Origin of the sequence: Aeromonas sp. HMWF017 (assembly GCF_003061465.1) — a bacterium.
GTDB classification, from domain to species: domain Bacteria; phylum Pseudomonadota; class Gammaproteobacteria; order Enterobacterales; family Aeromonadaceae; genus Aeromonas; species Aeromonas veronii.
In genome coordinates, this window is sequence record NZ_QAJD01000100.1 from 9,889 (window position 1) to 36,477 (window position 26,589).

The 26,589-nt window shown below is 60.8% G+C and carries 25 protein-coding genes; 5 read left to right on the top strand and 20 right to left on the bottom strand.

Annotated features, from left to right (window positions below):
* Positions 1–71 precede the first annotated feature (71 nt).
* A complete protein-coding gene (gene azu / locus DBR30_RS09665) occupies positions 72–512 on the top strand; it encodes an azurin (RefSeq protein WP_108541991.1) in 441 nt (146 codons plus the stop codon).
* Between the two features lie 120 nt (positions 513–632).
* Here the strand turns inward: azu and DBR30_RS09670 are convergent, their stop codons facing one another.
* The 14 genes from DBR30_RS09670 to DBR30_RS09735 form a co-directional block, all read right to left on the bottom strand.
* Entirely contained in the window at positions 633–1,190 is a 558-nt protein-coding gene (locus tag DBR30_RS09670; RefSeq protein ID WP_108541992.1) for a HutD family protein, read from the bottom strand.
* An 85-nt stretch (positions 1,191–1,275) separates the two neighbouring features.
* A complete protein-coding gene (locus DBR30_RS09675; RefSeq protein ID WP_108541993.1) occupies positions 1,276–1,935 on the bottom strand; it encodes a YceH family protein in 660 nt (219 codons plus the stop codon).
* Positions 1,936–2,074: 139 nt separating this feature from the next.
* Positions 2,075–4,213 carry a diguanylate cyclase domain-containing protein gene (locus tag DBR30_RS09680; protein ID WP_108541994.1) on the bottom strand — a complete coding sequence of 713 codons (2,139 nt, stop codon included), beginning with the start codon at positions 4,211–4,213 and terminating at the stop codon, positions 2,075–2,077.
* Positions 4,210–5,403, bottom strand: coding sequence for a sugar ABC transporter substrate-binding protein (locus DBR30_RS09685; protein ID WP_108541995.1), 1,194 nt, complete (start codon positions 5,401–5,403; stop codon positions 4,210–4,212). Before DBR30_RS09685 ends, DBR30_RS09680 begins: the two co-directional genes overlap by 4 nt.
* A 162-nt stretch (positions 5,404–5,565) precedes the next feature.
* Entirely contained in the window at positions 5,566–5,781 is a 216-nt protein-coding gene (locus DBR30_RS09690; RefSeq protein ID WP_005337763.1) for a YdcH family protein, read from the bottom strand.
* Between the two features lie 276 nt (positions 5,782–6,057).
* Positions 6,058–6,669 carry a hypothetical protein gene (locus DBR30_RS09695; protein WP_108541996.1) on the bottom strand — a complete coding sequence of 204 codons (612 nt, stop codon included), beginning with the start codon at positions 6,667–6,669 and terminating at the stop codon, positions 6,058–6,060.
* On the bottom strand, positions 6,666–8,027 hold the full coding sequence (locus tag DBR30_RS09700; protein ID WP_108541997.1) for an MATE family efflux transporter: 1,362 nt from the start codon (positions 8,025–8,027) through the stop codon (positions 6,666–6,668). Before DBR30_RS09700 ends, DBR30_RS09695 begins: the two co-directional genes overlap by 4 nt.
* A gap of 121 nt (positions 8,028–8,148) precedes the next feature.
* Positions 8,149–9,972: a SulP family inorganic anion transporter gene (locus DBR30_RS09705; protein ID WP_108541998.1), complete on the bottom strand. Its 1,824-nt coding sequence runs from the start codon at positions 9,970–9,972 to the stop codon at positions 8,149–8,151.
* Positions 9,973–10,043: 71 nt separating this feature from the next.
* Positions 10,044–10,634 (bottom strand): nucleotidyltransferase family protein, encoded by a 591-nt coding sequence (locus DBR30_RS09710; RefSeq protein ID WP_108541999.1) that lies wholly within the window; start codon positions 10,632–10,634, stop codon positions 10,044–10,046.
* Complete coding sequence (locus tag DBR30_RS09715; protein ID WP_005337747.1) at positions 10,621–10,881, bottom strand: GNAT family N-acetyltransferase; 261 nt, start codon at positions 10,879–10,881, stop codon at positions 10,621–10,623. Before DBR30_RS09715 ends, DBR30_RS09710 begins: the two co-directional genes overlap by 14 nt.
* Before the next feature lie 204 nt (positions 10,882–11,085).
* Positions 11,086–12,270 (bottom strand): iron-containing alcohol dehydrogenase, encoded by a 1,185-nt coding sequence (locus tag DBR30_RS09720; RefSeq protein WP_108542000.1) that lies wholly within the window; start codon positions 12,268–12,270, stop codon positions 11,086–11,088.
* A gap of 18 nt (positions 12,271–12,288) precedes the next feature.
* Complete coding sequence (locus DBR30_RS09725) at positions 12,289–12,819, bottom strand: hypothetical protein (RefSeq protein WP_108542001.1); 531 nt, start codon at positions 12,817–12,819, stop codon at positions 12,289–12,291.
* On the bottom strand, positions 12,788–13,420 hold the full coding sequence (locus DBR30_RS09730; RefSeq protein ID WP_108542008.1) for a TetR/AcrR family transcriptional regulator: 633 nt from the start codon (positions 13,418–13,420) through the stop codon (positions 12,788–12,790). Before DBR30_RS09730 ends, DBR30_RS09725 begins: the two co-directional genes overlap by 32 nt.
* A gap of 11 nt (positions 13,421–13,431) precedes the next feature.
* Positions 13,432–14,877 carry a coniferyl aldehyde dehydrogenase gene (locus DBR30_RS09735; RefSeq protein WP_021230685.1) on the bottom strand — a complete coding sequence of 482 codons (1,446 nt, stop codon included), beginning with the start codon at positions 14,875–14,877 and terminating at the stop codon, positions 13,432–13,434.
* A gap of 212 nt (positions 14,878–15,089) precedes the next feature.
* Between DBR30_RS09735 and DBR30_RS09740 the strand changes: the two genes are divergently transcribed.
* From DBR30_RS09740 to DBR30_RS09750, 3 genes are all read left to right on the top strand, one after another.
* On the top strand, positions 15,090–15,383 hold the full coding sequence (locus tag DBR30_RS09740) for a hypothetical protein (protein WP_005337735.1): 294 nt from the start codon (positions 15,090–15,092) through the stop codon (positions 15,381–15,383).
* 220 nt (positions 15,384–15,603) lie between these two features.
* The gene (locus DBR30_RS09745) at positions 15,604–16,572 is read left to right on the top strand and encodes a nucleoside hydrolase (protein ID WP_108542002.1); all 969 of its coding nucleotides are present in this window, start codon (positions 15,604–15,606) and stop codon (positions 16,570–16,572) included.
* 106 nt (positions 16,573–16,678) lie between these two features.
* Positions 16,679–17,014 (top strand): DUF3634 family protein, encoded by a 336-nt coding sequence (locus DBR30_RS09750; RefSeq protein ID WP_005353195.1) that lies wholly within the window; start codon positions 16,679–16,681, stop codon positions 17,012–17,014.
* Positions 17,015–17,102: 88 nt separating this feature from the next.
* On the opposite strand, the gene DBR30_RS09755 is transcribed toward DBR30_RS09750, so the two are convergent.
* Together DBR30_RS09755 and DBR30_RS09760 are read right to left on the bottom strand one after the other, a co-directional pair.
* Positions 17,103–18,308 carry a cytochrome c gene (locus DBR30_RS09755; protein WP_108588321.1) on the bottom strand — a complete coding sequence of 402 codons (1,206 nt, stop codon included), beginning with the start codon at positions 18,306–18,308 and terminating at the stop codon, positions 17,103–17,105.
* Positions 18,305–20,230, bottom strand: a complete 1,926-nt coding sequence (locus DBR30_RS09760; protein WP_108588322.1) for an NAD(P)-binding protein — start codon at positions 20,228–20,230, stop codon at positions 18,305–18,307. Before DBR30_RS09760 ends, DBR30_RS09755 begins: the two co-directional genes overlap by 4 nt.
* Before the next feature lie 367 nt (positions 20,231–20,597).
* Between DBR30_RS09760 and DBR30_RS09765 the strand changes: the two genes are divergently transcribed.
* A complete protein-coding gene (locus DBR30_RS09765; RefSeq protein WP_019446635.1) occupies positions 20,598–20,972 on the top strand; it encodes a DUF805 domain-containing protein in 375 nt (124 codons plus the stop codon).
* An 82-nt stretch (positions 20,973–21,054) separates the two neighbouring features.
* Here DBR30_RS09765 and DBR30_RS09770 read toward each other — a convergent pair whose 3' ends face one another.
* From DBR30_RS09770 to DBR30_RS21975, 4 genes are all read right to left on the bottom strand, one after another.
* The gene (locus DBR30_RS09770) at positions 21,055–22,158 is read right to left on the bottom strand and encodes a YdcF family protein (RefSeq protein ID WP_058058856.1); all 1,104 of its coding nucleotides are present in this window, start codon (positions 22,156–22,158) and stop codon (positions 21,055–21,057) included.
* Between the two features lie 299 nt (positions 22,159–22,457).
* Entirely contained in the window at positions 22,458–23,210 is a 753-nt protein-coding gene (locus tag DBR30_RS09775; protein ID WP_107682314.1) for a DNA/RNA non-specific endonuclease, read from the bottom strand.
* A gap of 232 nt (positions 23,211–23,442) precedes the next feature.
* Positions 23,443–25,335 (bottom strand): PTS fructose transporter subunit EIIC, encoded by a 1,893-nt coding sequence (locus tag DBR30_RS09780; RefSeq protein ID WP_108542003.1) that lies wholly within the window; start codon positions 25,333–25,335, stop codon positions 23,443–23,445.
* 442 nt (positions 25,336–25,777) lie between these two features.
* Positions 25,778–26,589: glycoside hydrolase family 92 protein (locus DBR30_RS21975; RefSeq protein WP_258224374.1), on the bottom strand; the 812-nt coding region annotated here is incomplete at its 5' end.

Here is a 26,589-nt window from a genome sequence, read left to right on the forward strand (position 1 = left end):
CGGCATCTTTGCGAAGCGTTAACCGCATCCGCCAAGTCGTTGCCATCCATTGCCAATCAAAGGAGAAGATGATGAAAAAGGCGATTACCCTGCTGTTTCTGAGTACCCTGGCTGCCCCTGTGCTGGCGGATGAGTGTGCACTGGTCATCGAAGGCAATGATGCCATGCAGTACAACCTCAAAGAGATGAGCGTGCCGGCCACCTGCAAGGAGGTGACGGTCACCCTCAACCACACCGGCAAGCTGCCTGCTACCGCCATGGGCCACAACTGGGTGCTGGCCAGCACCGCCGACTATCAGACCGTGGCGACTGCCGGGATGAGCGCCGGGGCCGAAAACGGCTATCTGCCCAAGGATGATCCCCGTGTACTGGCTCACACCAAGCTGATCGGCGGCGGCGAGAGCAGCAGCGTCACCTTCAAGACCGACGGTCTGGCGGGCAAGGATCTCACCTTCTTCTGCTCCTTCCCCGGCCACTTTGCCATGATGAAGGGCTCCTTCAAGGTCAATTAAGGTTGTGACCGGCATCGAGCCGGTTGCCTGAATAGCAAAAGCCGGGATTACCCGGCTTTTTCATCTCTGTCGCTTGCGTGTGGTGTGGCATGACATGGCTGCACACCGCCGACTTTCGCGCTATTTGGCCTGTAGGGTAAAGAAGGCGATGGCGGTCTTCTTCTGGCATTCGAAGTGAATGCTCTCTTCCCCGGTGACCACCAGCGTCTCATTGATGGCCACCTCTTTGCCCTGCACGGTCAGCTGGCCGCTCAGCAGGTGACAGAGGTAGGTCTTCTCTGGCTCGAGGGTAAGGGTCAGCGGGAAGGGGAGGTTCAGTACCCGCACGTTGGCGCTGATGCGATCCGGATGGTAGATAAGCCCCAGATCGGTCACCTCTTTTTTCAGCAACTCGCAGTGGGTCTCCTCATCGCCGCTAAAGTGCGCCGCCTCGAAGGTGGCGTAGGGGTGGCCGTTGAGCACAAAGCCTGCCCCGCTCACCGGCAGCAAAATGCGCTGATAGCCGGGAAAGGGGGAGAAGGGACCCGCGCTCTTGATGGGGGCCGAGCTCAGTCGATAGTCAAAGTCGAGTTTGGCAAGGCTTGCCCCTTTGGGGGAGATAAGGATCTGGCTGGTGGTGCCCTGCTGGTTTTTCCAGGGCATCTTCTGGTGGTCAGACTCTTTAATCAGGGTGATCACGGGCACGTCCTCACGATAAAAAAACGCAGGGAGCCGGGGACATCTGCCCCAGCTCCCTGATAGAGATTGGCGATGGTAAAGGCGATCAGCCCTGACCATCCAGTGCGGCCAGCCGCGCTTCCATGGCGGCGAGACGGCTCTTGAGCTCGTTTACCTCCTGCTCCAGCTCGCTCAGACGGTCGGCTGCAGGGGAGGCATAGGCCGCTGCGGGGGCTGCATCCATCATCGCCTGAATATCCACTTCGCCGCTAAACAGGTGGGCGTAGCGGGATTCGCGCTTGCCCGGCTCGCGCGGCAGCTTGACCACGTAGGGGCCACGCTCGATGAGTTGGGTCAGTACCGCATCCACCTCGGTGACATCATCGAAGCTGCAGAGGCGGTTGGTGCGCGAGCGCAGCTCCCCCGGGGTTTGCGGGCCGCGCAGCAGCAGTTCGCAGACGATACCGAGCTCCTGGGCACTGAATTTCAGCTCGCCAAATTCGGTGTTGCAGAACCTGTGCTGATAGCGGGGCACCCGGGCGTTGAAGCCGGCGGTGTTGACCACCAGCCGCTTGCGGATCAGCTCGTCCACCACGGCGCGGATATCGAGCTCGGAGAGATCCAGCACCGGCTCGCGGTTGCTCTTCTGGTTGCAAGCGTTGACCAGTGCATTAAGGGAGAGGGGATATTGATCCGGGGTGCAGATCTCTTTTTCAATCAGACAGCCGATGACGCGGGCTTCCAGCGGGCCAAGTACTAACTCCATTTCCTACTCCCTTCCAAATCGAGACATCAAGAGCCCCTATCTTAGTCATGGTCCGCGCCGCGTCTAGCGTTGCGCACCATTTTTGCGAGCTGATCAGGGCGTTGGCGAAAGGCTCGCCAACGCCAGAGACCTCCGCTTTTTATCGCTGCCCCTGATAGAAGCGCGCCTTATTGGCATACATGGCATCGTCAGCCATCCGGCTCAGCTCCGCCAGCGGAGTCTGGTCGCTGCTGCTCCAGCCGATGGCAAAACGCAGCGGGAAGCTGTGCTCCCCATGCTGCACGATGGCGTGCTGCTGGCTTGCCTCCAACCTGCCAGCCAGCTGCTGGCTGGCGAGGTGATCCGCCTCCGCCAACAGGACGAACTCGTCGCCGCCGATGCGGAAAATCTTCTCATCCTGACGGCAGAGGGTGCGCAGCTGGCGAGCCATCTGGATCAGCAGAGCGTCGCCTGCCTCGTGCCCATACTGGTCGTTGGTGCGCTTGAGGCCGTTGAGGTCGAGCATGAAGAGGGCGAGGTGACGCTCCGGATGGCGCGCCAGCACTGCTTGATAGTGGTGGAAGGTCTCTTCGAACGCCTGCCGGTTGGGCAGCCCGGTGAGGTTGTCGGTGCGGGCGACCCGCGCCAGCTCGTCGGTGAAGAGGCGCCCCTCGATGCCCACCGCCAACTGCTTGGCAAACAGCCGCAAGATGGCCCTGTCTTCGGACTCCAGCCCTTCTGCGCTCACCATCAGATAGCCAAACAGCACGCCGCTCTGGCTGCCGGGCAGGGTCATGATCTTCCAGAGTGCGTTATCCCACTGGCATTCGGAGTGTTTGACCTCCTCATCCATCAGTTGAGTCAGTTTCTCCTGCAGGGCATCCCGCAAGGGGGAATCGACCCCTTGGGTCAGGGAGTAGTGGGGATGCCCGTCACGGCGGATCACCAGCCCCCAGCGGTGGCCGGGATAGAGCTGCGAGAGCTGCAGCAGGGCGGAGCTGGCCAGCTCGGCAATATCGATATCCAGCTGCTGGTGCAGACCGAACTGCAGCCAGGATTGCAGGATATGGCGGCTGCGCTCCTCCCGGCTCAGGGCCGAACGCAGGGCGGTCGTTTGCGAGGCGACCTCTTGCTCCAGTTCGTCGTTGAAGCCGAGCAGCCGCTGGTTGAAGGCCTCTTTCTCGCTATTGGCCTGCTGCAGCTGTTCATTCTGCTGATAGAGCGCCCGCACCTGATCCGAGATAGTGCTGGCCATCTCTTGCAGCAGCTGGCGCACCTCGTCGTACTCCACAAAGCGCAGCGGCGCCTGCCGTTGCTGGTAATTGCCCTTGCCATAGCTGCGCACCAGCGCGGCCAGCGAGCGCAGCGGTCGGGTGAGCCAGCGAGTGAGCCAGACGCAGCCGATGGCCACCAGCAGCAACATGACGGCGATGCTGACGGTCAGCAACTGCTGGGATTTATTGAGCTCGCTGACCCTGTCATTGCTGTAGCTGTAGAGGGTGATGGTGGGGGTGATCTCCTGCTCCAGCTGGGGCCAGCCAATAGCCAGGGGCTGCGCCATCTTGCTTGGCTCCCTGTCATCCATGGCGTTGGCGCTCTGGTGAGCCCCTTCGTAGAGACGGTTCTCGCCCTGGGAGATCACCAGATATTCGCTCCCCTTGAGATAGGGCTCCAGCAACTGGGCCATCTGCCGCCAGGGGAGGATGGCCATCACGAAGCCGGAAGGAGTCTGCATCACCCCTGCGCGCTGGTGGTTGCGATAGATGGGGGCCACCAGCGCCAGCCCGCCGCTGCGGTTTTGCTCCATGTCGTCGACCAGCACGGGATCATCGACGGGCAGCAGCAGATGCTTGCCCTGTTTTGCCTCGCGGGTCTTGCCCCAGGCCATCAACTGCGGCATCAGGTTGCTCGACTCGAGGTGGGAGGCCTGACCATTGATGTACTCCACCACCAACCCCTTGTCATCGATGAGGTAGGCCGAGGCGATCAGGTTGTTGGATTTGACAAAGGTGGCCAGCGCCAGCCGGGCATGGCTGGAGAAGAGAAAGTTGTCGAGGGCCTGATGGAGTACCCGATCCTGGCTGAGCTGATTGAGCTGGGTGCCAATCAGCTCGCTGCGAAAGCGGGCCTCGCGGGTCATGCTGGTGAGGGCCCGCTCCAGCTGTGACTGCTCGCTCTGGGCGATGATCTGGTGCTGGCGGATCAGCAGCACAGTGCTGGCCAGCAGTGCCGGCAGCAAGGCGACGGTGAACAGGATGATAATGAGGGTCGGGCCGAGCCGAAAGGTGCGATGTTTCATGGTGCTTTGACCTGCCGGTACTGCTGATCGGCCAACTGCTGCATATAGCGGGCGGTGTCGGCGGCACTGATCCCTTCTTTAAAGCGCTCGAACCCTTTCTCCATCGCTTGCCAGGCGATGGACATGGCGCTGTCGGAGGGCATGGGGGTGCTGAGGGTGAACTGTTCCAGCAGCACTTTTTCCTGAGGCGTGGGACGGCGGCTGATGGCGGTAAAAGCCTGCTGATTGACCGGCAGCAGTGCCCCCTGATGATAAATGAACTGCTGAATATCCTGACGCTGGATAAAGGCCATCAGTGCCTTGATGACGGGTTGCCGATCCTCATCGTCCATCGCCCAGCGGGAGGCTCCCATCACGTAGGCGCCGCTCATGGAGTGCATGGGATGGCTTTGCCAGCGGGGCAGCAGGGCGACACCCAGCTTATCCCCCATGTTCTTCACCAGATCATTGAACGCCCAGTCCCCATTGATGAGGTAGGCGCTCTTGCCCTCATTGAAGCGGGTGAGGGCGGTGTCATAGTCGCACTCGGGATCGACCCACTGTTCGCTGGCGACGGTGCGGTAGGCCTCCAGTGCCTGCACCATGGCCGGGCTGTCGAGGGTGATGTGCCCTTCGGTCACCGGCGAGCCGCCAAAGGTGTGTAAAAAGGCGGCGAAGTAGTACATGTCGTGATAGGGCCAGCTGACGGGGTAGACCCCCTTGGCCTTGAGGGCCGGGGTGATAGCTGTCAGTTGCTGCCATTGGGTCACCGGAGTCGAGACCAGCGCCTTGTTGTAAAACAGCATCAGATGGTTGCCCTGCATCATGGGCATGCCCCAGCGTTGCCGATCCAGGGTGACATAACGCAAGGCGCTGGCCATCAGCGCGGGGGAAAACCACTCGGCCGGGAGGGGAGCGAGGGTCATCTGGCGATAGAGGCCGATAAAATCGGAGGGGATCAGCATCAGATCGGGCTGCCCCCTGGCCTGAGCTGCCAGCAGGAGATCCGCCTTGATCTTGCCCGGCTCAATCTGGGTGACCCGTACTCTGTGGTTCCCCTCCTGATTGAAGCGGGCGATCACGTCGTCGATCACGTAACCAGCCTGCTGGGAGTGCCACAGCTCCAGTTCAGGCTCCTGAGCCTGCAGGGGGTGGCTCAATGCGAACAGGCAAAGCAGCAAGAGATGATAAAAAGATCGTTTTCTGCTCATGTTATCATCACCGTTATTCCCTGAATTCCAAGGGAAAAATGTAACAAACTACCGGCAAGATCGGTAGGCTCGGGTGTCAACTAATTGACTGAAACAACAAAAAGCCCGGCGCGTGGGCCGGGCTGGGGGATAAATTGCTTATCCGCATATTCTTCGAGGCATCTATTGTGGATGTTGTTTGAGGATGTCGTATATCTCCTCTTTCAGTTTGAGTTTCTGTTTTTTCAGATCTCTCACCTCGGCGCTATAGTCGCTGGCGTGATGCTTTTCCAACTTTCTAATCTCCGCATCCAGGTCATTGTGCAAGTCAAACTTCTTCTGGAAATGGACATCACTGCTCTTCAGTTTCGAGATGAGTTCTCTGTACTCTGGGAACATGTAATGGAGCCTCCTTGGTTTCGTTTGATTGTGCCTGTAAGACCAAAGCTACCCCTTAGTGCCGGGGATAAATGTGATCCTGATCGGATTTGGGGGCAATGATTTGGAGTATTCGGCGGGATATTTATAACTTGTTGAATTAAAACAAGATAAGTGATTTATCAATCTGAATGGTGAGCCAAACTGTGCGACAAGTCACAACAGGGGCAGTGTTGGCGTGAGGGTGCAGGATCAAAAAAGGGGCTGAGTGGCCCCTTTTTATGGATGCAGGCAACGTTACTCTTTATCTTCGTCCGCCTGCTCTTTTTTCTTTTTCTTCTCGGGCAGCGGCTTGCCATCGCGGTGGATCACCTTGCCCGCCTCAAAGCCAATCTGGGCCGCCAGCTCCTCCAGATCCGCCGACTTGGCCTGATCCCCGATGGCGTAGCGATAGTTGGCGATGGAGAGCTTTTCGGCCACCGGCGTGCCCGGGACGATAGGCTCGCGCCAGCCTTGGCCGATGTGGGCCACCACAGTGCCGTTCATCAGCAGCTCGCCGACGATCTCCTGGGTCGGATTGCCCTTGCCGTAGGTGAGACCCTGCGGGTGCTTCTTGCCGACCAGCGGCTCGTTGCTGGCGGGGATCAGCTTGGTGCGGATCAGCCACTTGGGCTTTTTGGTGTTGCCCACCGCCTTGCCGGTCTGGTACTCGTTGATCTTGATGGTCTTGATCATCTGGGCCATGAAGTCCTTGGTCAGCGCCTTCTGGGCGTCGCTGGTTTCATCGATGGCGATGGGGGCCACATACCAGGTCTGGGTGGCTTGAGCCTTGGGAGCGGCAGGGGCAGTTTGCGCCATGGCCAGGGGGCTGAGCAGGATGGCAGCCAGCAAGAGTCCTATCTTCTTCATTGTGATTCCGCTTTTGTTTCAACAAGAATTTTGTTTTGCCAGCGACGACTGCGCCAGCGCCAGAACATGGCCAGACCGCGCACCCACTCGTCGCAGGCCAGCGCCAGCCAGATACCGACCAGTCCATAACCCTGCATGATACCGAGGAAATAGGAGAGTGGCACGGCAATTCCCCACATGGAGAGCAACGCCATGTAGAGGGGGAAACGGGCATCCCCGGTGGCCCGCAGGGCGTTGATCACCACCAGATTGAAGGTGCGGCCGGGCTCGAGGATAAGGCTGATAAGAAACAGTTGCGCCACCTGGGTGATGATGTCGGCATCATCGGTAAAGAGGCTGATGATGGTACGGCCATTGAGGGCAGCCGCCACGGCGATGACGCAGGTGACTGCCAGCCCGAGCTTGAGGCTCTTGAGCAGCTGTTGATAGGCGCGATCGAACTGCCTGGCACCTGCCAGATGACCGATGATGATCTCGTTGCCAAGGCCGATAGAGAGGCCAAACAGCAGGATAAACAGGCAGATCTGGAAGAAGTAGGATTGGGTCGCCAGCGCCTTGTCACCCAGCAGTCCGACAAAGGCTGTCACCACCATAAACTGCAGCATCCAGGAGAGATTCTCCCCTGCAGCAGGCAGGCCGATATGGAGCACCTTGCCCAGCATCTCCCGGCTGGGGTGGACGATATCACGCAACACCAGTCGAATGCCGGTCTTGCGGGCTACCAGCCACACCAGCAGCACCACGCCGATCAGGCGGCCCGCGACCGTGCTGATGGCGACACCGGCGACGCCAAGCTGGGGCAGGCCGAACCAGCCGTAGAGCAGCAACAGGTTGCCGACGAAGGTGATGAGGTTGACGATGAGGGTCACATACATCGCCTGACGGGTGTGGCCGTGAGCGCGCAGGGTCGCCGCCAGACAGAGGGCTGCGGCCTCCGGTAACAGGCAGAGACCGATGATCTGCAAGTAAAGCGTCCCGTCGCTCATCAGGTTGGCAGGCAGGTTCATCAGCGCCAGCATGGTGCTGGCCCCCGCCATCACACCGATGGCGGCCACCAGACCGATCAGCAGGTTGAAGCCGATGGCGGTGTGGATCACCACCCGACTCTTCTCCCGATCGCCGGCCCCCAGATACTGGGTGATCACCACGCTGGTGCCGATGCTGACGAAGCTGAACAATGTGATGGCGAGATCGAACACCTGATTGCCGACCGCCAGCGCCGCCACTCCCTGATAGGAGACGTGACCCACCATGAAGGTGTTTAGGGCACCGGTCAGAAAGTGCAGGGCGAGATCGATAAAGAGCGGCCAGGTCAGCGCAAAGAGGGTGCCCGGGCCTGCGTGGGATTGAGATTGCATGGCATGTCCAACAGCTGGGAGGGTACGGGGAAGTGCCCTCTGGGGGCGCATTTAACACCAAGGCCAAGGCCGGTGCAATCCTTGTGCAGGATTGCACCGGCCAGGGGCGCAGGCCAAGGGATCAGGCAGGCGTGGCGCCTGCCTCCTGTTCGCTTGGCAGGGTGAGGCGCGCCGAGTCGGGCAGGGCATCATCTTGCGGCCAATTCGAGCGGATGGCATCTGTGGTGCTCTCCACCACCGCATCATCCTTGAACACCGGCTCGCGGTAGCAGCGGGTCAGGCGCAGCGCCTGATACATGTCGGGGCAGAGGATGATCCCTTCATCGCCCACCCGCACGCCCGCCTGCTTTAGCCAGTGGGTCATCTGGCCGTGGCGACCCGCCATCACCATATGGATGCCGCGCCGTTTCAGCTCCTTGTGCAGCTCCCCCACCATGCTCATCACGCTGATGTCCTGATGGGTGAAGCAGGCGACCGCATCGATCACCAGACACTTGGGGGCTCGTGGATCCTGCACCAGCAAGGCCAGCACTCGCCGCTTGAAGTAGGGGGCATTGAAGTAGGTGAGCGGCGAGTTGAAGCGATAGAGCAGAATACCCGGGATCGCCTTGGCCTGCTCGTTGTCCCCCAGGGTACGCACTACCCCCTCGTCATCCATGCCGAGCAGCTGGTCGGTGGGGCGCATCACATTGCGCAGGAACTGGAACAGCCCCAGCAACACGGCGAGAGTGATCCCCGGGATCACCCCCATGGTGAGCACGCTGATAAAGGTGACCAGCGCCAGCCAGAAGGCGGATCGATCGGAGTGGCGTAGTGCCCAGAGACCGCGAAAATCGGTGAGCGACAGGGAGGCCATCACCAGCACCACCCCGAGGGCGGCGGTGGGAATGTATTTGAGCGGCGCCGTCAGATAGAAGGTGATGAGGGCGATCACCGCAGCGGCGATGATGGAGACCAACTGGCTCTTGCCGCCGTTGGCGTCGTTGACCGCAGTGCGCGAATCCGCCCCGCTGATGGCGAAACCCTGGGAGACCGCGGAGGCGAGGTTGGCCATGCCAAGGGCGCGAAATTCCTTGTCCGCGTCGATCTCATAACCGTTTTTGGCGGCAAAGCTGCGGGCGGTCAGCATCATGGAGACGAAGCTCACCATGGCCAGGTTAAGCGCAGGCAGTACCAGCTCCCGCATCAGACCGGGGGGAAATTCCGGCATCTGGAACGCAGGCAGACCTGAGCCCACCGCCCCCAGGGTGGCGATATCAAACTGGCCCAGATTAAAGCCCCACACCAGCGCAGCGGTTACCACCATGGCCACCATGGAGGAGGGCCATGCCGGTTTGTAGCGTTTGGCCAGCAGCAGGGTAAGCAGGGCCACCAGACTCATGGCCAGGGTCGGCAGATGGGTCTGGGTAATATAGGTAGCCCCGCTGGCGATCCGCTCGATGAGGTAACGCTCGCTAAAGGTGAAGCCGAAAATCTTGGATAGCTGGCCCACCATGATGGTGATGGCCACCCCGTTGAGCAGCCCCATCAGGATCGGGCGGGAGAGAAAGTCCGCCAGCACTCCCAGCTTGAAGCGGCTGGCAATCAGGCACCAGAAGCCGGTCATGGCGGTCATGGTCATTACCAGTTGCCAGTGGCGGGTGGGATCTCCGGCAGCCAGCGGCGTTACCACGGCGGCGATGACCGCACAGGTGGCGGCATCGGGGCCGACAATCAGCTGTCGGGAGGTGCCAAACAGGGCGTAGACCAGCATGGGCAGGATGCAGGAGTAGAGACCGACGATGGCACCCACTCCGGCAAGCTCGGCATAGGCGATGGCGACGGGCAGCGCCACGGCCGCCACCGAGAGTCCGGCGCGAAGATCTGGCATCAACCAGGCGCGCTGGTAATGCAGCAGGGCGGCGAGGCCCGGTAGCCAGCGTTCGAGAGAGAAGAAGTCGCGCATTATTTAACCCATTGAGTTACAACCAGCTTTTCCCCTAGTGTGCCCAAGGTTATCGAAAGATTGCAATCAGGTTATGGCCAGTTTACCTGAAGGTCAGGCCAGATAGCCTGCCAGCGTTTCTCCTTGATGCGCTGGGTAAAAACCTGTTTGTCCTGGCGACATTTGGGGTTGGCACTCACTTGCAGCGACCAGTTGATGGCAAAGCCGTAGGGGGCAAGCCACTCGAACTCGCCATCTTTGGTCAGGCGCACGCCGATGCAGGTGGGCACTTCGACCCAGTGGCTGAGCGCCTCAAGGCTGCTGGCAAATGGCGCCACCAGCTGGCGAGTGTGCATGCGGGCCTGATTGCGCACCTCCCACTGCTGATCCGGCAGCCGCTTTGCCAGCCAGGCTTCATGCGTCGCCTCGGCCAGCCCTTGCGGATCGGTTTTATCGAGATAGATAAGGTCGATATCGTTGAGCGGGGTGGGCACCGCCTTGTGGTGAAGGTGATCCCAGATGAGGTTGCGGATAAAACCGGCCCCCAGCGCCCAGTCGGGCAGATTGAGCTCGGCCGCGGCTTGCAGGCAGGCCATCCGCTGCGGATCGGCCCGCAGCAGGGCTTCTGTTTTGGCTTGGAATTGCTGTTCGAGGGCGGAGTTCAGAGGTTCAGTTGTTGGCATTGCGGCGTAACCAGACATCAATGTAGCGGCAGCTCGGCACTATAGTGAGCCCCTCCGCCTGAGTCCAGTTGAAGAAGGCACGCGCCAGCTGATCGGCAATCCCCTGCACCCGCAGCTCGGGCGGCACGAAGGTGCTGTAGGCGTCGATGGTCTTGGCATCGAGCCGCCGGTAGCGCAGTCTCGACTCTTTACCCTCCACCATACAGATGAACTGCTGCTGGTTGGCCTGATGGATGATGTCGCTCATGGTGGGCACCTCTGGCATAAAGTTGGGTCTCTCGGCACAACATAACTGTTAGCCAAGGTATAGAACAGATAATGAGAGCCCGTGGTCAATATCATCCCCCTTTGACAGAGGGCGCATCGATATCGCGATGTAGATCAAGGTGCCCGATGGTGAGTCGGGCACCGCGTTAGTGTCAGCATAAGAGTGTTGGCAAAGAGGTCGGGATCAGGTCCAGGCTCGCTCCAGCAGGGTAAGTAACTGCTCACGGTCGGCATCCTTGCGATTGAACAGCAGGGCACCGTCGTTGACCGCCAGATCGCGGATCTCGGTCAGTAGCGAGCGGTCGCTTACCCCTGCCTCGCTCATGGTGCGCGGCAGCTTGACCGCTTGCCACAAGGTGTCGCGCAGGGTGCGAATGGCTGTGATGGTCGCCTCCGCCCGCTGATGGGCCGGGGTGGCAGCAAAGCGCTCTGCCCCCACCAGCGGCAACAGCAGCCGGGCCATCTCGCTATCCACCTCGGGGCGGTTGTAGTCGAGCACGGTCGGCAAAAAGAGGTTCATGCACAGCCCGTGGGGCAGATGGCAGCGGGCTCCCAGACTGTGGCCGAGGGCGTGCACCAGCCCCACCATGGAGTTGGAAAAAGCCATGCCAGCCAGCGTGGAGCCTTCCGCCAGTTGCAGCCGCAGCTGTTTGTTTTGCGGGTCGTGGATGATTTGCGGCAGGGCGCTGGCGATCTTCTCCACCGCCATCAGGGCCAGCGCATCGCTCACCGGGTTCTTGGCGGTACCGATAAAGGCCTCGATGGCGTGGGTCATGGCGTCCATGGCAGTGGCGGCGGTGATATTGAGGGGCAGCCCCTGGGTCAGGCGCGGGTCGAGCACCGCCAGCTGGGGCAGCAGGAAGGGGGAGGTGAAGGGCACCTTGCGCCCGCTCGCCTCATCCTTGATCACTGCAACCAATGTCACTTCTGATCCTGTGCCCGCCGTGGTGGGCACCACCGCCAGCGGCTTGAGGGGACGGGTCAGGCAACCGGCGCCCGAGTAGTCGAGCAGATGATCCCCCCCCATGGAAGTGAGAATGTTGACTGCCTTGGCGGTGTCGATGACCGAGCCGCCCCCCAGTGCCACCAGACTGTCGCAGTCGAGCTCGCGATAGCGTTTGGCGATCCGCTCCACCACGGCGGTGGAAGAGTCAGCCGGGATCTCGTCCCAGATGGCGGCGACCGGCAGCTCCCCCTCGGCCAGCACATTGGCCAGCAGGGTGGCAAGGCCGGTGGCATTGACCCCCTTGTCGGTCAGCAGCAGCGGGCGACGGGCACCCAGGCTGGCCAGCTCGCTGGCCAGTTGCTCCAGTGCCTGTTCACCGGCCAGCAGTTTGACCGGGCAGAAGAAATCGTAATAGCGGCTCATTTCAAAGCTCCTTGCGCGTTAGCCGGTCACCAGACCCAGATAGATGTTGCAAGCCCGGCCAAGTTTGTTGGTCGGGGCGGGATAGTGGCGCAGCAGCGGCCGCGCGATAAAAGCGGGCAGGATCAGGGACTGCAACTGCTCAAGCCCCCGCACCAGATGCATGGCAACGGTCAGATCCCCCTCCACCAGCAGCCGGTTTTCGCCAAATGCCTGATTGACCCCGAGCCGAAAACTCAGGGCGCGAAAGGCGATATTGGGGTGTTTGAAGCGCACCCGCAGCGGATGGATGGTGGCATGAGGGGCGGCCGGCGCGCCGGGATACCAGCGGCCACCCTGCTTGTGCATGTTCATGGCGTAGCCGATGCTGCCTACTTCGAGGCGGATCGCCAGCCCGTCCGGCAACGGCGCCAATTCGCGGCGTACCGCCTCATCGGTGCGGGCGGCGCGGCAGAGGGTACGACCCACCACCCAGAGCAGAGTGGTGATCCAGAGGCGGCGGCCAAGGGCTGCCGCAGATTCAAACGTCCATGTTGGTATGGAAAGGCGCATGAGGATTGGTTCCTGAGATGGCTGACCAGAAGAGGGCGAACGCACTGGCTTGCCAGTAGTCGTCCTCTCCCAGCTCCGGTTGATCGACAAACAGTGATGCGCAGGCGAGGAACTGGCCCTGACACACCTCCAGCAACAGTGGCGCGGGGGCTTGCATCAGCTCGCCGCTGGCCTGCCCCTTTGCCAGCAGGGCAGGCAGAAAGCGCAGGGCATCGTTCAGGATCTGGCTGCGGGCCGGTCTGGCCAACAGCGGAGAGTGAAAGAAGCCCAGCACAAATTTGAGCTCATTGGGGTTAGCCTGCATCCACTCCATCGCCAGCTGCCAGTAGTGGCGGGTCTGGTCGTACAGCGGCAGGGTGGGATCTGCTTCATGGATGGCGCTCCCCATCCGGGTCTTTACATCCTGATAGAGGGCGAGGATCAGCGCCTCCTTGCTCGGAAAGTGGTGGAACAGAGTGCCGTTGGCCACCCCGGCCGCCTTGGCGATACGGGCGGTGGCGGCCCCCTGCAGGCCATCTTCGGCGCAGAGGGCGAGGGCGGCATCCAGGATCTGGCGGCGCTTGTCGGTCATGGTTTGTGGCTGCGGGATAGCCTGGTTCATGGTCATATCCATCAGCGCAGGAAGAAGGCCATCATCAGCTTCTGGATCCAGCTGTGGTAGGGCGGATGGATCAGGGAGCCGGTGGTGAACTTGCCGCGGGTCAGCACGGTTTTTGCCTTGGAGAAGGTGAGGAACCCCTCGTGGCCGTGGTAGTGGCCCATGCCGGAGGCGCCGATGCCGCCAAACGGCACATCGTCGGCCGCCACCTGAAACAGGCTCTCGTTGATCGCCATGCCTCCGGAGTGGGTCTCCCGGGTCACTCGCGCCTGCAGCTCTGGGTCGAAGCTCATCAGATAGAGGGCCAGCGGGCGGGGCCGCTCAGCCACATAAGCGAGCGCCTCCTCCAGGGTGTCGTAGGGAATGAGTGGCAGCAGCGGGCCAAAGATCTCCTGCTGCATCACCTGACACTGACCCGGCACCCCGGTCAGCAGGTGGGGCACCAGCAGGCGACGCTGGTCATCGCGGGCCGGGCTGCCACAGGGGTGGAGCTGGGCACCCGCCTGCTCGGCCTCATCGAGCCAGCTGACGAGACGTTGATACTGGCGGTCGTTGATGATGGCGCCGTAGTCGGCGCTATTGAGCCCCTGCGGGTAGAGCTTGCTGAAGTGGCGGCGATAGGCGGCGATAAAGTTATCCACCTCGCTGCGGGGCAGCAGCACATAGTCGGGGGCGACGCAGATCTGCCCGGCGTTGAGGCTCTTGCCGAAGATCATCCGTTCGACCGCGGTGGCGACCGGCATGTCGGGGGCGATGAGACAAGGGCTCTTGCCACCCAGCTCAAGGGTGAGGGGGGTGAGCTGGGGAGCGGCGGCGGCCATCACCAGCTTGCCCACCATGGTTGAGCCGGTAAAGAGCAGGTGATCGAACGGCAGTGAGCTGAATGCCGCCGCCATCTGGGCATCCCCCTCGATGATGGCGATCTCGTTTTCGTCAAACACGCTGGTGAGCATGGTGCGCAGCACGGCATTGGTATGGGGGGTGAACTCGGAGAGTTTCAGCATCGCCCGGTTGCCAGCCGCGATGGCGGTGATGAGGGGGCCAAGGCTCAGCATCACCGGAAAGTTCCACGGCACGATAATGCCGACCACCCCGAGCGGCTGGAAGTGCACCTCTACTTTGGCGGGGGCCAGCAGCAGGCCGGTGTGACGGCGGTGAGGCTGCATCCAGCGCTTGAGCCGCTTCTGGGTGTAGTTGATCTGCATGATGCAGGGCAGCACATCAGCGATCAGGCTGTCGTAGTGGCTGCGCTGACCATAATCTGCTGCCAGCGCCTTGCACAGCTGCCCCTTGTGGGCGAGCAACGCCTGTTTGAGTTTGGTCAGCTGCGCCCGGCGCTCGGCCAGGGTAGGCATGGGGTGAGCCAGACTCGCCCGCTTGAGCCGTGCCAGCTGATCCGGCAGGGACAATTTGATGGCGAGGATATCCTCAGGAGTGTGTTGAAGCTGCGCCGCACCCATGTTGTTCTCCGCATGAAAAATGACCGACTGATTAGTCGGTCTAAATCTAGCTGTTTGTTACCGGAATGTAAAGCTGGCAAGCTGTCTGCCGTTCACCATGAGCCGGACGCAAGAGAGAACTGTGTGTCTCCCCACACTTTTGTGGTTTGCTCGTTGGTGACTTATCTAATAAGGGGTAGTTTTTGGCTATTAACCTACACGGAGAGAGCACTATGACCAGGGAACTGAACAGCTTGTTGGCCCGGCTTGAAGATGTGGTTGAGCGGATGCCGGATTGCTTCAACACCTACGAATTCGCCCAGAAGCTGGCACTGCAATATCAGCCGGAGTTCTTTGCCGCGGGCCACTCTCTGGCCGAGCACGAGGGCAAGGTACTGCGGGTGCTGCACCAGAAGATCGCCGAAGCGCTGGCGGGCAGCGAGATGGTGATTGAAGGGGCGCTGCTCCCCTGCGTCACCCCCTGGGGAGAGAAATCCACCTCACCACGCTGGCATCGCAAGCACTGAGGGGCGTAGTCAGGCAGATCACTGCCAGATAGCAGATAGCGAACAACGATAAAGGGCGCGGCGCTGGCAACAGGGCCGCGTTTTTTATGCTAATTGTCGCTAGCAGCGCCCCCGCTGCCGGGAGCAAAGGCCCGCTCTGTGATCCCATGCCGGGATATGGGGCCGTCAGCCGGGTAGACTCTCCCTTTTGTCGCAGGGTTTGTCACCGTAGGAATTTCTCATGACCCATAAAATCATTCTGGATACCGACCCGGGTATCGACGATGCCATGGCTATCCTGTTTGCCGAGGCCCACCCCGCCATCGAGCTGCTCGCCATCACCACAGTTTTTGGTAACGCCACCATCGACAATGGCACCCGCAACGCCCTCTGGCTCAAGCAGAAGTACGGCATGAAGGCGGATGTGGCCAAAGGTGCTGCCGCCCCGCTGCTGCGCGAGCCGGTCGGCCCCACCACCATAGTCCACGGCCCGAGCGGCTTTGGCGACATGGAGGCGGGGGAGGTGACCATAGCCCAGGATCCCCGCCCCGCTTGGCAGTACATAGTCGAGGCGGTGAAAGCCGCGCCGGGGGAGATCACCCTCGTCACTATCGGCCCGCTGACCAATCTGGCGCTGGCGCTACAACAGGCGCCCGAGATTGTCTCGCTGGTGAAACAGGTGGTGGTGATGGGAGGCGCCTTTGGCGTCAACGGCCATCGCGGCAACGTCACCCCCTATGCCGAGGCCAATATCCACGACGATCCCGATGCCGCCGACCGGGTCTTTACCGCCGACTGGCCTGTGGTGATCATCGGGCTGGACGTGACCCAGCAGAGCTTCTTCAGCAGCGCCTATCTGGATGAGCTCAGGGATAAGGCGGGGGAGCCGGGCCGCTTCCTGTGGGATGTGAGCCGCTTCTATCTGCGCTTCTACTCCGAGAAGCTGGGGCTCTCCGGTTGCCACGTTCACGACCCGTCCGCCATCGCCTATGTCATCGACCCGACCCTCTTTACCCTGCGGGAAGGGCCGGTACGGGTGATCACCAGCGGCCCGGCCATCGGCCACACCCTGCAAAAGTTCGATGGCAAGCGCCACTCCCACGATGACTGGGCAGCCTATCGTCCGCAGCAGGTCGGGGTGGCGGTGCGCGATGAAGCCTTGCTGGCGCTCTATCGCGAGACGCTGGTGGGCTGGGGCAAGGATTGCTGAGCAAAGAGGCGCTATTGCGCTGACACGGGGGCTGTGATCGGCGCCAAACAATCGGAGCGCACGGCCGCTTATACTGCCTTATATCAAGAGCTTGGGAGGGATGAAGATGGCCTGGATTTCCTTGATCGTAGCGATTGCGCTGATCTGGTGGTTGATGAAGCTGGGGCGTGGCGCCCTGTTCGAGATCCGCCTTGCCCCCGGCAAGGTGGTGGTCAAGCAGGGCAAGGTGTCACCCGCCTTTATTGAGCACGCCAAGCAGATCCTGCGCCACGACACGGTGCGTGGGCGCATTGTGGGGCAGCGCGATGGCGATGGCGTGAAGCTGATCTTCTCCCGCTCCATCCCCGAGCCGGTGGCCCAGCGGTTTCGTAATATCTTCCCCTATGGCGATTACCGCCAGCCAACGGCGCCGCTGCCGGGGCCCAAATCCCGCAAGGGATAAGCACCGGAACGTGGTTCATCAATAGCAAACGGGCCTCCAGTGGAGGCCCGTTTTTTATGGCACTTGGCCAAGAGAGGGCTGACAGCCCTTACTCCTTGCCGTGCAGCTCGCGCTGGGCCTTGACCGCCGCCGCCTTGACGGCGGTGCCTTCATTGCCCCAGGAGGCGCGCAGGGTGTTGACCAGCTCGGCGAGCCGCTCGTCATCCATGGTCCAGCCATAGCCCGGCATGTGGTAGCCGAGATGGCCGTGGGTGACCGGGGTTTCGGCGCCGTGCAGCAGCACGTTGATCAGGCTCGACGGATCGCTCGCCAGCACGGTGCGGTTGTTGACCAGCGAGGGGATGACGTGGTCATTGCCCTGGCCGTTGACCCCGTGACAGGTGGAGCAATACATGGCGTAGTCCGCCTTGCCGCTGGCACTGGCGTAGGCGCGGGCCCCTTTCTCCGCCACCTGTTCATCTTTCAGATCGGTCAGATAGGTGGTGATGCTGGCCAGATCGGCGTCGCTGAAATACTGGCTGCTGTGAGTGATCACTTCCCCCATGGGGCCCGCGACCGCTTCATGCTGGCTGCGGCCGGTTTTCAGCAGATCGATCAGCGCCTGCTTGCTGTAACGGCTGCCGCGAATATCGGGGGCATACCAGCCATCCAGCGCCGCACCGCTCAGGTAGACGGGATCCGCCTCGGTCAGCGCTTTCTCCTGCATGCCAAGCCCGCGCGGAGTGTGGCAGCTGCCGCAGTGACCGGCACCCTGCACCAGATAGGCGCCACGGTTCCACTCTTCGCTTTTGCCTGCGACCGGGGTGAAGCGGCTGTCATCGTGGTAGACCCAGTTCCAGCCCATCAGCGGCCAGCGCATGTTGAGGGGCCAGGGGATGTCGCTCTCCTTGTTGACGATGGCCAGTGGTTGCACCTCCTTCATCAGGTAGTGATAGAGATCTTCGAGATCCTTATCGCTCATCTTGGCGTAGGCGGTGTAGGGCATGGCCGGATAGAGGCGATGGCCATCGCGGGCCACCCCTTCACGCATCACCTTGATGAACTCCGGCAGGCTGTAGTTGCCGATACCGTGGGTCTTGTCCGGGGTGATGTTGGTGGCAAATACGGTGCCGATGGGGGTCGGGAACCCTTTGCCGCCCGCCAGCGGCTTGCTGGTCTCGCTGGTGTGACAGGCAGCGCAATCGCCGAGCTTGGCCACGTATTCCCCTGCCGACATGGCGGGGGCTGCGTTGGCGGCAAGGGTAGGCAGGGCCAGCAACAGGGCGCTGGCGGTGAGTGACAGGGCGCGGTTCATTGGGCACCTCCCTTGCTCATGGCAACCAGCTCGTTGACGGCGCGCCACGCTTCGTCGATGGCGGCGTGGGCGTAGGGGCTCCAGCCTGCATCCGAGTTGGCGATGGTGATGTTGCCGATCGGCTGGCGACCCAGTTCAATCCATTTTTCGCACTGCGCTTCGTCATCAAACAGGGTGTTGGTGACATAGGAGTAACCGTGAGACCAGCGGTTGACCGTGATGGCGAGGATGTCCTGCTCATGGTTGAAACCGGCGCTGCCGAGCATCCCCTGCAACTGCTCGCGGATCATCTGCTCATGCTGCTCGAACGGCATGCCGAGGATCATGGCGCGCCCCTTGCGGGACTGCTCGCGGGCCGAGAGGCCACTGCCCGGCAGGGTCGGCACATAGACCATGTGCAGGCACATCGGCTGATCCGGGCTCTTGGGATGCTCGTAGCCACCCATGCTGACCGGATAGTCGAGCTTGACCCGGCTGTAGGGGGCGGCGGGGGAGTAGACCTCGTGCACCCCCAGCTTGACGAAGGCTTGCCAGTTTTTGATCACCACCTTGGTGTAGACCAGCGGCGCCTTGGCGTTCTGGCGCAGCGCCTCCTTCTGGGGCTCCGGCATCTCGGGCACCATGTAGGGGATCATCATGTTGTAGCCCGCCATGATCGACTGCTTGGCCCGTACCCGATGCAGTTTCCCCTCCTTGATGTAGGTGACATCCACCGCCAGTTTGCCATCGGCGAGGCGCACGTTTTTCGCCTGCAACGCCGTACTGCCAAGGCGCAGCTGCACCTTGTGCTCCGGCAGGTCGAGCTTGCCGTAGTCAAACTTGGCCAGTACCACATCCTGCATGGTGTGACCCGGCGCCACCTGCGGGATGAGTTTGCGCACCATCAGGCGGGTGAGACCGGCGTTGCCATCCGGGAAGTGGAAGATGTAGGGATCGTCCAGCTCCGCCTGCTCCTCGGCATCCAGCGGCGTCAGATTGAGGCCGTCGAAACCCGGCAAGGCGCAGAGGCGCGCATCGGCGCAGGCGGTGGCGTCGATGCCGACGGCCTGGAAGTCGTTGGTACGCTGCTGGAAGTAAGTGATCGCCCGTTCGCTGAGGCCCACTTTATCGCGCAGGAAGGTGGTGTAGCTGTTGCGGGTCACCCACTCGTCCTGCTGCTCGCGGGTCATGCCGCTCAGGTAGTCGATCTTCGCTTCGTGCAGGGCCAACAGGGCGGCCTTGTCGGCATCATCGAGGGGGAAGTCACCGATAAATTCTGCCAGTGGCCGGCCATTCAGGCGATCGCGGGGGATGTCATCCGCTACGTTGTGGCCCGGATCGCCGTTCACTATCTTGTTGACGCCAAAGTGCTTCTCGTCGAAATAGACGCCGCGGCTGAGCCCCAGATCCGGATAGAAGGTCTGCTGGAAACCGGCGGCCAGCTCGTCGATGTTGACCTCCAGCGCCTTGAGCAGACCGAGCGCCACCGGGCTGTAGACCGAACGCGGTGATTGCAGGGATTCACTGCCGCCGTAACCCAGACGCAGGCCATCGGGAGTGGTGAACTCGTTGCGCTTGGCGTGGCCGCCGAAGTCATCGTGGTTGTCGAGCAGCAGGATCTTTTTATCCGCGCCGAGCAGTTGCTGATAGAAGCAGGCGGCGGCCAGACCGCTGATGCCGGCGCCGACGATCACCAGATCGTACTCTCCCTCAAGGGGTACATTGGCAAAGTCATACTGTTTGCCATCGCGGGCGATGCTGTGGGCCGGTTCGAAGGAGCCCGGGTGGTTGCCGCGCAAGCCGGTGAGGGCGGGCGGGTAGGCCAGGGTTTTATCCGCCAGCGTGCTGCCGCCTTCGGCAGCCTTGAGCAGATTGATGGGGGCGACGCCTGCCGCAATGGTGATGGCAACGCCGTTGAGAAAATCTCTGCGTGTAATACTCATGGCTATCCCTGTGTTAGGAGAAGTAATGAATAAGTGGATTCATTATGGGAGGGAGACACAGATCCTGTTCAGGATTGGGCGCCGAATCTACCGCTATCCTCACGCTGAGTCCATACGATTGCTAATGGATTATTAAGCACCATTTTCCTGCTTGTGACGAGAGTGATGCGCTGATGGGGGTGATTTTCCCTGTTACAGGGCAAATTATCTTCCGGCTCGGTCGGTCAATGATTGCCGCAGCTGATTAGTTTGGGAGGCGTTCGGGCATCATTGTCGACTCGGGGGGATGATCGCGCTAAGCTCTTAACTACTTGTTTTATCGACTCTCTTTTTTATTCATAGGCATAAAGGCCACTCAGGAGGCGCAATGAACTGGTATATCTCGGTCCTCAAGCAATATGCGGTATTCAGCGGGCGGGCCCGTCGCACCGAATACTGGATGTTCGTGCTGTGCAACGTCATCGTCATGCTGCTGCTGGGCATGGTGGACAAGCTGATTGGCGGCGACAAGGAGCTGATCAGCTCCATCTATTCGCTGGCGGTGCTGCTGCCATCGCTGGCGGTGGCGGCCCGTCGCCTGCACGATACCGACCGCAGCGCTTGGTGGCTGCTGCTCGGGCTTATCCCCATTATCGGCACCCTGGTGCTTATCTACTTTATGGTTTGCAACGGTCAGCAGGGGCCAAACCGCTTCGGTGATGATCCCAAAGCGGCCCCCTCGCAGGGCTTTATCGTCAGCTAACGGGCGCGGCTTGGCCAATCATCGGTCAATAAAAAGAGAGGGAGGCATCACGCCTCCCTCTCTTTTTCGTTTTGATGGCCGATCAACGCTCGATCAGCGGGGCGGAGCGGTAGCTCCACATGCCGTAGGTGCGCAGGGCGTCGCGGTAGATGCCGAGCAGCTCGCTCTCGCTCGGGGTGGCCAGCTCCTCGAGGGGCTTGTCGGGGTAGCTGACGCTCGCCACCTTGATGTTGGCCGGACCAATCTGGTCGCAGGCGATTTCCAGCACCGTCTGGCCGCGACGTACATGGCTGGCGGAGCTTACCAGCACCGCATAGTCAATCTGGTGGCGGGCGAGGGCATAGGCGCTGTAGAGGGCGTTGTCCACCGTGCTGGTGGCGTAGTTCTCTTCAATCAGGCGGCTGCGGTCGATGCCGTGGTTGGCCAGCCAGTCAGCCATCAGCTTGCCCTCGGTCTGGCGGTTCTGGGGCACGCCGCCGGTCAGGATGAGCAGCGCTTCCGGGTCGGCTTTGGCCAGATCAAGGGTGGTTTGCAGACGGCCCAGCAGGATCTTGTCCATGCTGCCGTCGGGATTGAGGGCGTAGCCCAGGGTGACGATGGCGCGTTTGCCCTCCCTGCTGGCCTTGACCTGATCCTCGGTCAGTTCGGTCTGCAGCGGGGCGGCGGTGATCCGCTGCACCCGGGCGATGATCTCCTCCAGATCGGCGGCGCGGCCGCCGTTGCGATCCGCCACTTTCGCCAGATAGCTGCGGGAAGCCTCCTTGTTACCCTTTACCAGCTGCCAGATGGCGAGATAGCTGTTGATGTCGAGATCATCGGGGGCGACGGCTTGCGCCTGCTCCAGCAAGGTGATGGCGCGGCTCAGGTTGCCGTTGTAGATCTGGGCGTTGGCCGCCGAGATGAGCAGGTCCGTGCGGTAGGGTTCCAGCTGGTAGGCGGCCAGCAGCCGCTCGGTCACCAGCTCCATATTGCTCGGCATCTTGGCGGTAAAACCGGCGTGGGAGATCTTGGCTGGCGACTTGTAGATCTGCAGCGCTTCGCCGAGCAGCATGTCCACCGCCTGGCGTTTGCTGACCAGGGTATTGAGGTCGTGCTCCATCTGCATCGAGCTCTCGGCCGCTTGCAGGGCGAGGGGCGAGAGCGCCAGCAGGCCGCCGAGGGTGAGGGCAAGAAGGGTCTGTTTCATCAAAAGGTCCTCTGTCGGGCTGAATCACGCCGTGGGCTCCGGTTTGCGGGCCGATGCGACGAGGCAAATGTGCGTCAATTCAGTCTGTTAGTGCCAAAGAGAGGGCAATATACCAGTTAACGGTGCGGCAAACTGTGAGTCGGGGCGGGTCGTCGGGTTATGCCACACCTGTGGCCGCAAAAGTGGCCGCAACGGGTCAGCAGCCATCTGAAAAGGGCAGGGGGAGCGTGACTCCCCCTCCCTCTGTTGCGATGCAAGACAGATGGCGTCTCAATCCATCTGTTGGCGAGTGTTCGCGCTCAGTTCCACATCGGGGAGACGCGGGCTTCCAGCGTCTCTTGCTGCTCTTCGGGCATATCGCTGAAGAAGTTGAGCTGGGTCTGCTCCTCCACCTCGCGTACCGAGACCCGGTAGTCGGCGATCTGGCTGATGGGCACCTCTTCCTGCGGCATGATAAAGGCGATGGCCTGCAGTTTGGCCGGGTCCATCACGATCTTGTAGTAGGCACTCGGGATCGCCACACCCTGACCGATGGACTCTTCAGAGCCGGTAAAGATGGGGCCGGTGATCACCTGCACATCCTTGCGGGAGACCGCCCACTTGTTCACCTTGTCCTCCAGCACGCGCCACGCCTTCTGGTTGAGCACCCCGATCTGCGGTGTCATGTTGCTCAGCAGGAAGCTCTCTTTCATGGTGTTCTTGTTCGATTTCATGTCTCCCGCCGGAGCCTGATGGCCACGGTCGTAGCCCGAGCCCTTGTAGTCGGAGAGGGTGGCGCGGTAGGCAACCGGGATCTCCCTGTCCTCGGCGAAGGCATCCTTGCGCGGCACTGTGCCCTGTGCGCTCTGGGCAGTCATCCGGTAGGAGACCCAGTCCGCCACCTTGTAGTCGTAGTTGTAGCCGACGGCATACCCTTCACGACAGAGCTTCTGATCCGATTCGGAGGGCAGACCAAAGCGCACGTGCTCGCCACACGTCCAGTGGGCCGCCAGCAAGGGGGTGGCAGTGAGGGTGAGGGTAACAGCCAGAACCAATTTATTGATTTTTATCATTTTTGTGATGCTCCAGTTTAGTAGGCGGAGCCATTTGACATGAGATCTGACCAGCGCTTCAATTGCTGTTTTTTTACACGTCACCGTTCTGTGACGGCTCGCCAAGATCCGTGATGTGAGTAGTTAATATGTTTTAAATCAGTGGCTTGGTCGGTGGGATGATATGCGGTTGCTCGGCAGGCAACGAAAAGGGCCCGTGATGGGCCCCTTGTACTGGTTGGTCTGACTGCTATCAGGCGGCGTTTGCCTTGTTGCCCAGCGTGCGGGCCAGCAGCGCTTCCGGATTGTGAATCGCCTCCTTGGTCTTCACATCGATGACCTCGATATCGGTGAAGCGCTCGCGGTTCTTGATTGCCACGTCGTGGGCGAAGATGACACAGCGGGCGTTGGCGACATCCTTGGCGGTGATGCGGTTGATGATGCCGTTGGCGCCCTGGGTCTCGACCTTGATCTTGATCCCCTGCTGGGCGGCGGCCTTCTGCAGGCTCTTGGCGGCGAGGAAGGTGTGGGCCACGCCAGACGGGCAGGCAGTGATGGCCAGTACGTCCGCTTCCCCTTCCGCTTCAATGACTTCGAAGCTGGTTTGGGTGGTGGTCACGTCATCTTCTTCGCTCACCGGCTTCTTCAGCAGGTTGACGATGATGGCAGTGGTCAGGGCGCCGAGGATGGTACCCAGGATGTAACCCATCTTGCCTTCAACAACCGGCAGGACAATCCAGCCACCCCAGGGGGCGTGGTTGATACTGTGCATCATGAAGCCGGTGATGTTGCCGACGATACCACCTGCCACGATGGCCGGGATAACACGCATGGGGTCAGCAGCGGCGAACGGGATGGCACCTTCACTGATACCGATCATGCCCATGATGGCGGCCGCTTTGCCGGATTCACGCTCCTCTTTCTTGTAACGCTTCGGAGACATGAAGGTAGCCAGTGCCATGCCCAGCGGCGGCACACAGATGGCGATACCGACACCACCCATCAGCCAGGGCTGGGTGTTGACCTGAGTCTGAGCAAACAGGGTAGCAACCTTGTTGACCGGGCCGCCCATATCGAAGGCAGTCATACCACCCAGAATGGCGCCCAGCATCACTTTACCTGAGCCCGCCATGCTGGAGAGCCAGTGGTTCATCCCTTCCATCATGGCGGCGATCGGGGCACCGATCCCCCACATCACGATGCCGCACACCAGGAAGGTACCGATCAGCGGATAGATGAAGATGGAACCAAGCGAGGTCATGGAGTCAGGTAGCTTGATCCGTTTGAGCTGATTGACCACGAAACCGGCGATAAAGCCCACCAGAATGGCGCCGAGGAAACCGGTTTGATAGTGCTGAACGGCAATCCAGGAGCCGATCATGCCAGGGGCCAGGCCCGGCTTGTCAGCCAGCGAGTAGGCGATGTAGCCACCCAGTACAGCGGTAAACAGGGTCAGACCGGCGATACCCATGGTCGCCATGTCTTTGAGGAAGCCCGCTTCCGGCACGGCACCCTTGCCGCTCATCATCACCGACAGGGAGAGCAGCACACCGCCCGCCACGATGAAGGGGATCATGTGGGAAGTACCAAACAGCAGATGCTGCTTCATGGTATTGAGGCGATCCTTGAAGGTGCGATCGGTGGGTTCAACCGGAGCAGTGGCAGCCGGTTTGGCGGCTTGCGCCGGTTTTTCCGCTTTCGGGCCTTGCTTGAGCAGGGTCAGTGCTTGCTCGACGGTAGTGGCCGCCTTCATCTGCTCGATAAAGCCCGGCTCCAGCAGACGGGTAGATAGCTCGGCCAGCACTTCGATGTGGTGGTTGGCGCCGCCATCCGGGGAGGCAATCATGAAGATCAGCTGGGTCGGCTTGCCATCTTCGGCGCCGTACTCGATACCCTGACGGCTGACACCGATGGCAATGGCCGGGCGGCTGACCGCCTTGCTCTTGGCGTGGGGCAGGGCGACACCCTGCTCGAAGCCGGTGCAGTCCAGCTGCTCGCGGGCCCAGACATCTTTGACGAATTGCTGTTGATCAGACACGGCGCCATCGCGCGCCAGCATCTGTGCCATCTCGTCGAACAGGGCCTCCTTGCTGGTGGCCTTCAACTCCAGGCAGATGAGTCTGCCGTTGGTCATGGTGGGTAACATCTCACTCTCCTTTCCCGTCAGGGCTAAGTCATGCGTTGCGAATTGGGCTCATTATTGCCCTCTATGGTGGGGTTGGACAGGCGATGAATGTAGCAATAACTGGATTTTTGTTGCATTGTTTTGCTGGTGTGATCCAGCTCGCAAAGTGTTGATCTTTAACTCAACAGTGGTTTTTGTTTAATTAATGGCAGGATGTGACAGCGGTCAAGGTATGACAGAAAAACCCTTGTAATGGGATTTACAGCCATTTTTTGCGGTTTATTGCCCGATTTAAGGCATATTTGAGAAAAACGGGTTAATGGCTGAACCTGGGCTTCCCACTGGAAAATAAAATGGCCCAGCGCTGATTGGATTTTATCAATCCATCTGGCGTGGGCCGTCGGGTATCACAAAGTGACATTTTCGGATTGCGTGCTGAATGTCACCTCAATGCTATCGATCGTTACTTTTGTGGCGGGGTATCGCCCATCACGAAGTGGAGGTTGCCCCCCGGTATAAACTCCTTGTGCTCGAAGAAGAGACCATCCTTGAGCGGTTTGCCATTGATGGTGACCGACTGGACATAGCGGTTCTTGGCGCTGTTGTTATCGGCGATGATGGTGAAGGTTCCCCCCTTGACCGGGATGGTCGCTTTGGCAAATAGCGGGCGGCCAATGGTGTAGACGGGATCTGCCGCATTCACCTGATAGAAGCCAAGTGCTGACATCACATACCAGGCAGACATGGAGCCCACATCCTCGTTGCCTATGATGCCTGCCGGGGTGTTCGAGTACATGGTGTCGAGGATGTAGTCGACCGTCTCCTGAGTTTTCCAAGGTTCCGATGTCCAGTTGTAGAGGTAGGGGATATGGTGGGAGGGTTCATTCCCGAAGGCCACCTGACCCATCATCCCGGTCATGTCAGCGGTCTCCGACCCCTGACTCTCGGCGGCAAAGGTGGCGTCTAGATTCTGCTTGAAGGCCTCTTCTCCGCCCATCGCGGTTTTCAGACCTTTGATGTCATGGGGCACAAACCAGGTCCACTGCCAGGCGTTGCCCTCGGTATAGTTGCCGGTCTCATGTTCGGTGCCATAGGGATCAAACGGCGTCATGAAGGCGCCATCGATCATCACCGGACGCATGAAACCGGTCACCCCGTACTGGGCGTATTCGGCCGCATTGTGGTCGAAGTAGCGCTGATAGCCGTTAGAACGGGCCAGATAGCGCGCTTCGGCCGCCGGGTTGCCGGCCGCCTTGGCGATCCGGGCGATGGCCC